Genomic DNA, 12,132 nt, shown 5'->3' on the forward strand with positions numbered 1-12,132 from the left:
CCTTTTGCGATTTAAGCGGCTTCTGCGGCCATCTTTTCGGCTTTGGCTTTCACATCCTCGATGCCGCCAACCATGTAGAACGCGCCTTCGGGAAGGTGGTCATACTCACCGGCCACAACCGCCTTGAACGACGCGATGGTGTCTTCGAGCGGAACCTGAATGCCGTCAGAGCCGGTAAAGACCTTTGCCACGTCAAACGGCTGCGACAGGAAGCGTTCGATCTTGCGCGCGCGCGCCACGGCCAGTTTGTCGTCTTCCGACAATTCGTCCATGCCCAGAATGGCAATGATGTCCTGCAACGACTTGTAGCGCTGAAGGATCTGCTGCACGTCGGTGGCAACTTTGTAATGCTCTTCACCAATGATCAACGGATCAAGCAGACGCGAGGTCGAACCAAGCGGGTCAACCGCCGGGTAGATGCCCTTTTCCGAAATCGCACGATCCAGAACCGTCGTCGCATCGAGGTGCGCAAAGGATGTTGCAGGTGCCGGGTCAGTCAAGTCGTCCGCAGGCACGTAGACGGCCTGAACCGAGGTGATCGAGCCATTCTTGGTCGAGGAGATGCGTTCCTGCATCGCGCCCATGTCTGTGGCCAGCGTCGGTTGGTAGCCCACAGCAGACGGGATACGGCCCAGAAGGGCGGACACTTCGGAACCGGCCTGCGTAAAGCGGAAAATGTTGTCCACGAAGAACAGAACATCAGATCCAGATTCATCACGGAACTGTTCAGCCAATGTCAGACCGGACAGGGCAACGCGCATACGCGCTCCGGGAGGCTCATTCATCTGGCCGTAGACCAGTGCAATTTTCGAGTCCTGCATGTTCTCGGGAACGATAACGCCGGATTCGATCATCTCGTGATAGAGGTCATTGCCTTCACGCGTCCGTTCACCAACACCCGCAAACACGGACAGACCAGAGTGCACTTTGGCGATGTTGTTGATCAGCTCCATGATCAGAACCGTCTTGCCCACACCAGCACCGCCGAAGAGGCCAATCTTGCCGCCCTTGGTATACGGGGCGAGCAGGTCGATCACCTTGATGCCTGTGGTCAGAATCTCGGTCTCGGTCGACTGTGCCGCGAAATCAGGCGCGTCGCCGTGGATCGCGCGGGTTTCGTCCGTTTCAACCGGGCCCTTTTCATCAACCGGATCCCCGGTGACGTTCAGGATGCGGCCGAGCGTGGCTTTACCAACCGGCACCTGAATGGGCGCGCCAGTGTCGGTCACAGGGGCACCACGCACCAGACCTTCGGTCGCGTCCATCGCAATGGTTCGTACCGAGTTTTCGCCAAGGTGCTGGGCCACTTCCAACACCAGCGTCTTGCCGTTGTTGTCTGTGGTCAGCGAGTTCAAAATAGCGGGCAGGTCGCCGTCGAACTGAACGTCCACGACGGCACCGATCACCTGAGTGATTTTGCCTGTTGCGTTTGCCATGTTTCGTCTCCGGTTCTTAGGGTGCTTCCGCAACCCTGGTATTTGGTCCACGCCCCTCAAGCACTTCCACGAAGTCTAGGGCTTTTTGAGTAAGCGAGAAAGTTCTGCCGTCATCAGTGTGCAAAAATCCATACTGCAGCAACCTGTCACGAATTACCTGAGTGTCTTGCAATTTGTCGGTACTAAACCCTTTGAAACGGTCTTTTATATCGCGAGGAACGCGCTTGTCCCAGATGCCCTCAATCGAAAATGCTTCAGCGCTCTCTCTGTGATAGGCTAAGATATAAGCACAATCACGACCAGACAATTTCACCCCGCTCTTTTTGAAAGGCTCTTTGATTTCGTTTATTTTTTCCTGGATCATCTCTCTAGTCGGGTTCATAGCGCCTCCGCGCCCGAGATAATCTCGATCAGTTCGTTGGTAATCACGGCCTGACGTGAACGGTTGTATTGGATCGTCAGCTTTTCGATCATCTCGCCCGCGTTGCGCGTTGCGTTGTCCATCGCGCTCATCCGGGCCCCCTGTTCAGAGGCACCGTTCTCAAGCAGCGCGGCAAAGATTTGCGTTGCAACTCCGCGCGGCAGAAGATCGGCAAGAATGGCTTCTTCATCCGGTTCGTAATCGTAAAGCGTTGTGGCCCCGTCGCTGTCACCCTCGGGCGCATCAAACGCCGCCGGGATGATCTGCTGTTCGGTCGGGATCTGACTGACCACATTGACAAACTTCGAATAGAAGATCGTGGCAACGTCAAATTCACCACCGTCAAAGCGGGCCAAAATGTCCTTGGCAATGCCTTGCGCGTCAGCATAGCCCACGCGTTTGACTTCGCTCAGGTCAACGTGACCGACAAAGTAATCCCCGAATTCCCGCTTGATCGCGTCACGGCCTTTTTTGCCCACTGTCAGGATCTTGAGCGTTTTGCCCTGACCCAGCAGTTCGGTCGCCTTTTGCTTGGCCATCTTGGCGATGTTGGCGTTAAAGCCACCACACAAACCGCGTTCCGAGGTCATGACGACAAGAAGATGCACGTCGTCTTTGCCTGTTCCGCTCAGCAGCTTTGGCGCGCTGTCGCTGTTGCCCACACTTGCCGCCAGGGCACCCAGAACCGCGTTAAAGCGTTCGGTGTAGGGGCGCGACTGTTCGGCAGCATCCTGCGCCCGCCGCAGTTTTGCGGCGGCCACCATTTGCATGGCCTTGGTGATCTTGCGGGTCGATTTGACCGACTCGATCCTGTTTTTCAGGTCCTTAAGACTTGGCATTGCCCAGCCCCCTTACGAGAAGTCGGCTGCGTATTCGTCGAGCGCGGCCTTGATCTTGTCCGCCAGCTCGCCCTTCACCTTACGGTCGTTGTTGGTGATGTCGTCGAGCAGGTCTTGATGCTTGCCACGCAGATGGGCAAGCAGCCCCGCTTCAAACCGGCCAACATCGGACACGTCGACCTTGTCGAGATACCCGTTGGTGCCCGCAAAGATCACGCACACGATTTCAGCGTTGGTCAGCGGCGAATACTGCGGCTGTTTCATCAGCTCGGTCAGGCGCGCACCACGGGCCAGCAACTGCTGTGTGGAGGCATCAAGGTCGGACCCGAACTGCGCAAAGGCGGCCATTTCGCGGTACTGAGCCAGCGACAGTTTCACGGGCCCCGCCACGCTCGACATCGCTTTGGTTTGCGCAGACGACCCCACACGGGATACCGACAGACCGGTGTTCACCGCCGGGCGGATACCCTGGTAGAAGAGTTCCGTTTCGAGGAAAATCTGACCATCGGTGATCGAGATCACGTTTGTCGGAATAAAGGCAGACACGTCGCCACCCTGGGTTTCGATCACCGGCAGAGCGGTCAAGGAACCGGAACCATGATCTTCGCCCAGCTTTGCGGAGCGTTCCAGCAGGCGCGAGTGCAGGTAGAAAACGTCACCCGGATACGCCTCGCGGCCCGGCGGGCGACGCAGAAGCAGGGACATCTGGCGATACGCGACGGCCTGTTTGGACAGGTCATCATAGATAATCAGCGCGTGGCGACCATTGTCGCGGAAATGCTCGGCCATTGAAGTGGCGGCATAGGGTGCGAGGAACTGCAAAGGCGCGGGATCGGATGCTGTGGCCGCAACCACGATCGAATACTCGATCGCGCCGCTTTCTTCCAGCTTTTTCACCAGCTGCGCCACAGTGGACCGCTTTTGACCAATCGCAACATAGACGCAGTAAAGCTTCTTGCTTTCGTCGTCGCCTGCCGCTTCGTTATAGGATTTCTGGTTCAGCATCGCATCAAGCGCGACGGCTGTTTTACCTGTCTGGCGGTCACCAATGATCAGCTCTCGCTGACCACGGCCGATTGGGATCATGGAATCCACGGCCTTGAGGCCGGTCGCCATCGGCTCGTGAACCGATTTACGCGGGATAATGCCCGGTGCCTTGACCTCGGCCACGGCACGTTCGGTTGTTTCAATCGGACCCTTGCCGTCGATCGGGTTGCCCAGACCGTCAACAACGCGGCCCAGCAGAGCGTCGCCCACGGGCACGTCCACAATCGCGTTGGTGCGTTTGACGGTGTCGCCTTCCTTGATGTCCCGGTCAGAGCCGAAAATCACGATACCGACGTTGTCGGACTCAAGGTTGAGCGCCATGCCGCGAATTCCGCCCGGAAATTCGACCATTTCACCGGCCTGAACGTTGTCGAGGCCATAAACGCGCGCAATACCGTCACCCACGGAAAGGACGCGGCCCACCTCGGTGACTTCGGCGTCCTGCCCGAAGTTTTTGATCTGGTCCTTAAGGATCGCAGAAATTTCGGCTGCTTGGATACCCATTTATCCGACCTCTTTCATTGCATTCTGGAGGGAGTTGAGCTTGGAACGGATCGACGTGTCGATCATTTTCGAGCCCACTTTAACAACAAGACCGCCGATGAGGCTTTCATCCACGGTCGCATTAATCTTAACGTCTTTGCCAACCTGCGCCTTCAGCGTCGCTGCCAGCTCTTTGGCTTGCGCTGCAGACAGTTTGATCGCGGACGACACATCTGCTGTGACTTCGCCTTTTTCTTCGGCGATGAGCGCGCGAAGCCGCGTGATCATCTGCGGTAGAACAAACAGACGACGCTTAGACGCCATCAGCGCCAGAACGTTCTGCATTGTTTCGGTCAGCCCCATTTTCGCAGCAACAGCGGAAATTGCATTCGATTGCTCGTCCCGGCTGTAGATTGGCGAATGAATGAGCTTGGTCAAATCATCGCTGTTTTCCAGCGCTTCCGACAGATCGTCTAAATTCGCCTCAAGCTTGTCGAGCTCTTTACCCTCAGTGGCAAGGTCAAAGACCGCCATGGCATAACGGTCTGCAATGCCAGAGGAAATGGATGCTGGTTCGGACACGTCCATCCTTCCGCTAGTTTGCCCCCGAGCCCCGTATAATCATCGGAGGTCAGAGGTGTGTTCAGTTGGGCAAATGCCGCATGGCATAGAAATCAGCGCGGATGTAGCAGAGGCTTTCGAAGCCCGCAACGGGTTATGATGAATTAGGAATTTTGCCCATTTTCCTTATTTTCAGGGGTTTAAGGGCAAGTGCGACGGATTGCGCGAAATGAAATTGCGCTATCACGGCGCGATTTGTCGTCTTTCGCGATTCCTGATTGCTGCAATCTGATTGCCGATGGTCAGGATCTGCAACCCCTTTGGTTCCCGCCGTCGCGGCATGACGCCCGCTCCGAAGTCACCCGCGACACGTCAACCGGCAAGCGGGCGCGGGCAGGTTTGGCGTTGGGGGCCGGGACAAGATGACCCAGCGGGTTCAGAACCCGACTGGTGGCGCGTGTTCCGCTTGGTTTTGGCGATATCTTGGACACCTCGACCATAAAGATGCCGCCCGCCACCAAGGCCGATACACTGCGTCCGATTTTCTCCCACATCGGTCCGGTCTTCATCCAGAACCGCCGCGTTGATGGCGGCTGGTACAGCACGGCGGCGTGGCGCAGCGGCTCAAAATGATGCGCTTTGAGTTGCGCCTCAAGCTGGCCCATGGAATAGGGACGCCCATATCCGAAAGGCGTCTCGTCCGACCGCGCCCAAAGCCCGGAGCGGTTTGGCACAATAAAAAGCGCCTTCGCCCCCGGTGCCAGAACGCGCCAACATTCGTCCAGCAAGGCTGACTGTCGCTCTGACGTTTCCAAACCGTGCATCAGCACCAGTTTGTCAAAGCGCTCATTCTCGACAGGCCAAAGCGTTTCTTCGCACAGAACCGATACGTTCGGTTTCTCGGCAGGCCATGGCATCACACCTTGCTGGCCCGGCATAAGCCCGATCACCCGGCGTGCATCGGACAGATAAGGCCGCAACAATGGCACCGCGAAGCCAAAGCCGCCAAGCGTTTGGTTTTTGGCATTGGGCCAGAATGCGGTGACCTGATCGCGCACCACGCGCTGCGCAACGCGCCCGATTGCACTGCGGTAGTAGAAGTTGTGCAAAGTCTGCACATCAAGGTGCATTGCGGCCTCCGTTCTGTTCAGCCAAGGTCACCAACACCAGCCATCTGCAACTGTAACCGCGAAAGTGAAAAACGCCATGCCCCTCGAACTTGTCACGATTCCAGCACTTTCAGACAATTACACATATCTTTTGCACGACGCCGCCAGCGGTGACACCGCCTGTATCGACGTGCCAGAGGCCGCACCGATTTTGGCCGAACTGTCCAAACGGGGCTGGCCCCTGACCGAGATCTGGCTGACCCATCACCATCACGATCACGTCGGTGGCGTCGATGATCTTTTGGCCGAATTCGACGCAAAGGTCACCGGGGCCACCGCAGACATTCACCGTCTGCCACCGCTTAACCGAGAAGTGGGCGATGGAGATGCTTTTGAATTCGGGGGCGAGGTTGTTGATGTTCTGGACGTGCCTGGCCATACCACCGGACATATTGCTTTTGTGCTGCGCAAGTCGGGATATGCGTTCACTGCAGACAGCCTGATGGCGCTGGGATGCGGGCGTCTTTTCGAAGGCACGGCAGAACAGATGTGGACCAGCCTGCAAAAACTGGCCGCTCTGGACCCAGCGACACTGATTTGTTCCGGTCACGAATACACACAAGCCAACGCGAAATTCGCGATCACGGTCGATCCGGACAACCCAGACTTGAAAGACCGGATGGAACGCATAAATATGGCGCGGGACAGAAACGAACCCACTGTCCCCAGCACGTTGGCCGATGAACTGGCGACAAATCCGTTCCTGCGCCCTGCTGATTCCGCAATCCAAGCCCAACTCGACATGATCGGCGCAGAGCCGGTTGATGTGTTTGCAGAAATTCGCGCCCGGAAGGATCGCTTCTGAGGCAATTTGAGTCCCCGAAGACACCAATCCCGTGGTTGTGACCTGTCAAGATGAAGAAAAAACTTGAAGGTTCGCCGGTAACAGCCACACTTTAATAGTATGATGACAATTGTTTCGTACCCTGCGGAACAATAAAGATGGAAGGAGCACTCCGTGCCTTCATTTTCGAATACCCTTGAGCAGGCAATCCATTCGGCATTGGCCCTCGCCAACTCGCGGTCGCATGAGTTTGCGACGCTGGAACACCTGTTGCTTGCGCTGATCGACGAACCCGATGCTGTCCGCGTGATGAAGGCATGTTCGGTCGACACCGAAGAACTGCGCACAACGCTGGTGGATTACATAGACGACGATCTGTCCAATCTGGTCACCGATATCGAAGGGTCCGAAGCGGTGCCAACGGCGGCATTCCAACGGGTCATTCAGCGGGCGGCGATCCATGTGCAAAGCTCGGGCAGGTCCGAAGTCACCGGCGCAAACGTTCTGGTCGCAATCTTCGCCGAACGGGAATCGAATGCAGCCTATTTCCTGCAGGATCAGGACATGACGCGCTATGATGCGGTGAATTTTATTGCCCATGGCGTTGCCAAAAACCCGGCCTACGGTGAAAGCCGTCCGGTCTCTGGCGCGACCGACAACGAGGAAGACACCCAATCAGCCGAACCGCAGGGAGAGCAGAAAGAATCCGCTCTGGCCAAGTATTGCGTGGATTTGAACGCCAAATCCCGCGAAGGCGATATTGACCCGCTGATTGGCCGCGATTCCGAAGTGGAACGCTGCATTCAGGTGCTGTGTCGCCGCCGCAAGAACAACCCGCTTTTGGTGGGCGATCCCGGTGTCGGCAAAACCGCGATTGCCGAAGGTCTGGCGCGCAAGATCGTGTCGGGTGAAACACCCGCCGTGCTGTCAAACACCACGATCTATTCGCTTGATATGGGCGCGCTTTTGGCGGGCACACGCTATCGCGGCGACTTTGAAGAGCGTTTGAAAGCCGTTGTGACAGAGCTGGAAGAGCATGAAGACGCTGTCCTGTTTATTGACGAGATTCACACCGTCATCGGTGCCGGGGCAACCTCTGGCGGCGCGATGGATGCCTCCAACCTTTTGAAGCCCGCGCTTCAGGGTGGCAAATTGCGCACCATGGGGTCGACCACTTACAAGGAATTCCGTCAGCACTTCGAAAAAGACCGCGCGCTGAGCCGCCGGTTCCAGAAGATCGATGTGAACGAACCAACGGTAGATGATGCCATCAAAATCCTCAAAGGCCTCAAGCCCTATTTTGAAGAGCATCACGGCGTGAAATACACGGTAGATGCGATCAAAACCGCGGTAGAACTGTCCGCACGTTATATCAATGACCGCAAGTTGCCGGACAAGGCGATCGACGTGATCGACGAAGCCGGTGCCGCACAGCATCTGGTCGCAGAATCAAAGCGCCGCAAGACATTGGGTGCGAAAGAAATCGAAGCCGTGGTCGCCAAAATCGCACGCATTCCGCCAAAGAATGTCAGCAAGGACGATGCAGAGGTGCTCAAGGATCTCGAAGCGTCGCTCAAGCGGGTGGTCTTTGGTCAAAACGCGGCGATCGACGCCTTGTCATCGGCGATCAAACTGGCGCGCGCGGGTTTGCGCGAACCGGAAAAGCCGATTGGCAACTACCTGTTCGCCGGCCCCACCGGCGTCGGCAAAACCGAAGTAGCCAAGCAACTGGCAGATACGCTGGGTGTAGAACTGCTGCGCTTTGACATGTCCGAATACATGGAGAAACACGCGGTCAGTCGCCTGATCGGTGCGCCTCCGGGCTATGTTGGGTTCGACCAAGGCGGTCAGTTGACCGATGGTGTCGATCAGCACCCGCATTGTGTGCTGTTGCTTGACGAGATCGAAAAAGCGCACCCGGATGTGTACAACATTCTTTTGCAGGTGATGGATCACGGATCTTTGACAGATCACAACGGGCGCACCGTCAGCTTCCGCAACGTGATTCTGATCATGACCTCAAATGCCGGTGCGGCGGAACAGGCGAAAGCCGCAATCGGTTTTGGCCGGGATCGTCGCGAAGGCGAGGATACGGCAGCGATCGAACGCACATTCACGCCGGAATTCCGCAATCGTCTGGATGCGGTGATTTCTTTCGCGCCGCTGCCGAAAGAGGTCATTCTGCAAGTTGTCGAAAAGTTTGTGCTCCAACTCGAAGCGCAGCTCATGGACCGCAACGTGACAATCGAGCTGACCAAACCTGCCGCCGAATGGCTGGCCGAAAAAGGCTACGACGACAAAATGGGGGCCCGCCCGCTGGGTCGGGTCATCCAGGAAGAGATCAAGAAGCCGCTGGCGGAAGAACTGCTCTTTGGCAAGCTTGCAAAAGGTGGCGTGGTCAAGGTGTCGGTCAAGGATGGAAATCTTTTGCTGGAAACCGAAGGTCCGGACAGCCCGCGCCTGTCCAGCAAAAAACCACCTTTGCTGACGGCGGATTGATCCGACATCTGATCGCAATACTCATCGCGTCCGCCTCACCCGTTTTGGCGGACGCGCCCTTTTTGGGGATGCCGCTGGAGTGCGTTCTGGGGGAAACCTGCGTGATCAATGCCTACCCCGACGTTGATGCCAGCGATGCTGTGTCGGATTACCGCTGCGGCACGAAATCGGACAATGGCACCACCGGAACAGATTTCGCACTTCTTGATTTTGAGCAAATGGAACAAGGTGTCCGGGTTGTCGCCGCAGCAGACGGCCGGGTCGAGGTCACGCGCAATACGTTGCCCGATCAGCCATATGTCCCCGGCACGGACTTGCAAGGACAAGACTGTGGAAACGCCGTTCGGATCAACCATGCCAACGGGTATCAAACCATCTATTGCCACATGAAACTGGGATCGGTACGCGTCAGCCCCGGACAACGTGTCTTGGCCGGTCAGCTTTTGGGTGAGGTTGGGCTGAGCGGGCGGACGAATTATCCCCATTTGCAGCTTAAGATCACCCAAGGCAGCGACGTGATTGACCCGTTTGCGCCCACCCAAAACAACGCATGTGGGGAACCGTTTGAAAATCTTTGGATCGACGCGCCAGTTTACACTGATGCAGGCCTTTTTGCCGCCGCCGTTTCGGACAGTGTGCCTGACCTGGAAGAGGTTCAATCCGGGGCAGCCCGCCGCGCCATACTTGCACCAAGTGATTCAATGGTACTTTATGGGCATGCGTTTCACGCAAATGCCGGAGACAAGATTGACCTGATCATGACCGGACCGGACGGGCCGGTCTTTGAACATCAGGCGCAACTGACTGCGGATCAAACCGAATTGTTCCGCGCCTTCGGACGGCGTGCGCCCAGCACAGGATGGCCAAGTGGAGTGTACCGTGGCTACGTAACCTTGACTCGCGGAGACACCATCCTGGCCGTGCGCCATACGGATGTGACCGTCGATTAAGGTTACTGCTCTGTCAGTTTCAGCTCGATCCGCCGGTTCTGCGCCCGCGCTTGGGGGGTATCGTCTGTGTTCACCGGCTGATATTGACCAAATCCGTTGGCCGCCAAGCGATTGGGCGGAATATCCAGAAAATTGATCATATACCGCACAACCGACAACGCCCGCGCCTGGCTCAATTCCCAATTGTCAGCAAACTGGCCTTGGCCGGACAAGGGCACATCATCAGTGTGACCGTCCACACGGATCACCCAGTCGATTTCCTCGGGTATGTCGGCGGACACGTCCTGCAATATGCGCGCAACATTGGCGATCTGGGTCCGCCCCGCAACCGACAGACCCGCCTGCCCCGGTGCGAACAACACTTCTGACGAAAACACAAACCGGTCACCTTCGATACGAACACCCTCGCGATTGCCCAGAACCTCGCGCAACCGGCCAAAGAACTCGGATCGGTAGCGCTCCAGATTCTGGTTCTCCCCCGCCAGACGTTGACGCTCTGCCTCAAGCCGCTGGCGTTCCTCTTCCTCCAACTGCCGTCTGCGCCGCTCTTCCGCCGCCACGCGCGCCAGCGCTGTGTTCAATGCGCTGCCCAAGCTTTCCAATTGAATTTGTGCTTCGATATCCTTGGCCACAGCGTCGTCCAGAAGCCCTTGAAGCGATGCCAATTGGCGACGCAACGCGCCCACCTGTTGATTGAGCAATTCCGTTTGACGTTGCGCCTCGGTCGCGCGCTCTGTTTCGGCAGTCAATTCCGCGCGGGCCTGCTCCAGCAGGATTTGTCGCTGTTCGCTTTCCGTCAGCCGGTTTTCCGCCTCTACGTCCGCTGCTTCTTTTGCCGCCAGGGCCGCAACCAATTGCTCTCGAACGGTGTCGAGCGTTTGTGTTCTGTCGGACAACGCTGCTTCGGCCTCATTCAGTGACGCCATCAGATCCGATCTTTGCGTTTCGGCGGTTGTCTGCTGTTGTTCAAGATCTGCTTCCAGCGCATCAATCTGGGCCGCCTGAGCCTCTAGCCGTGATTGCAGGTCTGACGTGGTTTCGCGACCTTCCAACAAAGCTGCGGCCAAACGGGCGTTCAGATCTTCTTCTGCCAAGCGCGCGGCGGCCAGCAAGGTCAGGGTTTCTTCGGCCTCGGCCCGCTGCTGTTCCAGCGCCAGGGTCATCGCGGTCAATTCCGCATCCGCGTTTTCCAACCGATCCCGCAACGCGTCGGCGGCGGCAGCCTCGGCCAGCTTGGCGGCTTCCTCATCACTTAGCGCGCGGTCAAGCGTTTCGACTTGCGTTGTCAATGCCCCGATCTGGGCCGTGGCCTCTTGATTGCGGGCTTGAAGATCGGCCACCAGCGCATCCAGCGCCTCGCGCCGCGCAGCGGCCAATCTCGCGGCTTCTGCCTGGTCGTCGATCTCACTCCGGGCCGTCGCCAATGCCAGGTTCAGCGCCTCCTGTTCGCTCAACAGTTGGTCACGGGCCGTGGTCAGCGCATCCCGTTCTGCGGACAGATCCGTGATTTGCGAACGCGCGGCATCGCGGTCGGCCAACAATCCAGCAACCTGCGCCTCGAACGACGCAATCCGTGTCTCGGCCGCATCCAGCGCCGCCGCCTGCCGATCACGGGTTTCTGAAAGGGCCGCGATGATCGTGTCCTGTTCGGTCAGCCGGGTGCGGGTGTCATCCAGGGTCGCGGTCAGCGCGCCCAGCTCTGTGGTCAACTCGGTGGTGCGCCGCCGCTCCAAGCCCAGCGCAGCAGCCAGTTCCGCGATCTCCGAGGACAATGTATTGAGTTCGTTTTCCTGACCCGAAATCGTGTCACGCAGAACCGCCTGCACCACCATAAAGATCGTCAGAACAAACATCAGAACAAGCAAAAGCCCGGTCATCGCATCCACAAAACCCGGCCAGATAGAGGCCTGGAACCGGGCTCCGGTGCGCCGGGACAGGGCCAT

The 12,132-nt window shown here is 57.5% G+C and carries 10 protein-coding genes; 3 read left to right on the forward strand and 7 right to left on the reverse strand.

The window, feature by feature from the left end; all coding sequences use genetic code 11:
* Positions 1–11: 11 nt before the first annotated feature.
* The 6 genes from atpD to ACG74X_RS01930 form a co-directional block, all read right to left on the reverse strand.
* Entirely contained in the window at positions 12–1,436 is a 1,425-nt protein-coding gene (atpD, locus tag ACG74X_RS01905; RefSeq protein WP_411232337.1) for a F0F1 ATP synthase subunit beta, read from the reverse strand.
* 16 nt (positions 1,437–1,452) lie between these two features.
* Complete coding sequence (locus ACG74X_RS01910) at positions 1,453–1,818, reverse strand: hypothetical protein (RefSeq protein ID WP_411232338.1); 366 nt, start codon at positions 1,816–1,818, stop codon at positions 1,453–1,455.
* Positions 1,815–2,696: a F0F1 ATP synthase subunit gamma gene (locus ACG74X_RS01915; RefSeq protein ID WP_411232339.1), complete on the reverse strand. Its 882-nt coding sequence runs from the start codon at positions 2,694–2,696 to the stop codon at positions 1,815–1,817. The genes ACG74X_RS01910 and ACG74X_RS01915 overlap by 4 nt, the downstream gene beginning before the upstream one ends.
* 12 nt (positions 2,697–2,708) lie before the next feature.
* Complete coding sequence (gene atpA / locus ACG74X_RS01920; RefSeq protein WP_411232341.1) at positions 2,709–4,247, reverse strand: F0F1 ATP synthase subunit alpha; 1,539 nt, start codon at positions 4,245–4,247, stop codon at positions 2,709–2,711.
* Positions 4,248–4,814, reverse strand: a complete 567-nt coding sequence (locus ACG74X_RS01925; protein ID WP_411232342.1) for a F0F1 ATP synthase subunit delta — start codon at positions 4,812–4,814, stop codon at positions 4,248–4,250.
* A 275-nt stretch (positions 4,815–5,089) separates the two neighbouring features.
* Positions 5,090–5,917: a methyltransferase domain-containing protein gene (locus ACG74X_RS01930; protein WP_411232343.1), complete on the reverse strand. Its 828-nt coding sequence runs from the start codon at positions 5,915–5,917 to the stop codon at positions 5,090–5,092.
* Positions 5,918–5,993: 76 nt separating this feature from the next.
* On the opposite strand from ACG74X_RS01930, the gene gloB reads away from it, so the two are divergent.
* The 3 genes from gloB (at position 5,994) to ACG74X_RS01945 (ending at position 10,189) form a co-directional block, all read left to right on the forward strand.
* Complete coding sequence (gloB, locus tag ACG74X_RS01935; RefSeq protein WP_411232345.1) at positions 5,994–6,761, forward strand: hydroxyacylglutathione hydrolase; 768 nt, start codon at positions 5,994–5,996, stop codon at positions 6,759–6,761.
* Positions 6,762–6,914: 153 nt separating this feature from the next.
* Positions 6,915–9,239: an ATP-dependent Clp protease ATP-binding subunit ClpA gene (gene clpA, locus ACG74X_RS01940; protein WP_411232347.1), complete on the forward strand. Its 2,325-nt coding sequence runs from the start codon at positions 6,915–6,917 to the stop codon at positions 9,237–9,239.
* A gap of 68 nt (positions 9,240–9,307) precedes the next feature.
* Positions 9,308–10,189, forward strand: coding sequence for a peptidoglycan DD-metalloendopeptidase family protein (locus tag ACG74X_RS01945; protein ID WP_411232348.1), 882 nt, complete (start codon positions 9,308–9,310; stop codon positions 10,187–10,189).
* Positions 10,190–10,191: 2 nt separating this feature from the next.
* Here ACG74X_RS01945 and ACG74X_RS01950 read toward each other — a convergent pair whose 3' ends face one another.
* Positions 10,192–12,132, reverse strand: a complete 1,941-nt coding sequence (locus tag ACG74X_RS01950; protein ID WP_411232350.1) for a peptidoglycan -binding protein — start codon at positions 12,130–12,132, stop codon at positions 10,192–10,194.

The sequence above is a fragment of the Marivita sp. S0852 genome (assembly GCF_046591575.1).
Taxonomy (GTDB): domain Bacteria; phylum Pseudomonadota; class Alphaproteobacteria; order Rhodobacterales; family Rhodobacteraceae; genus Marivita.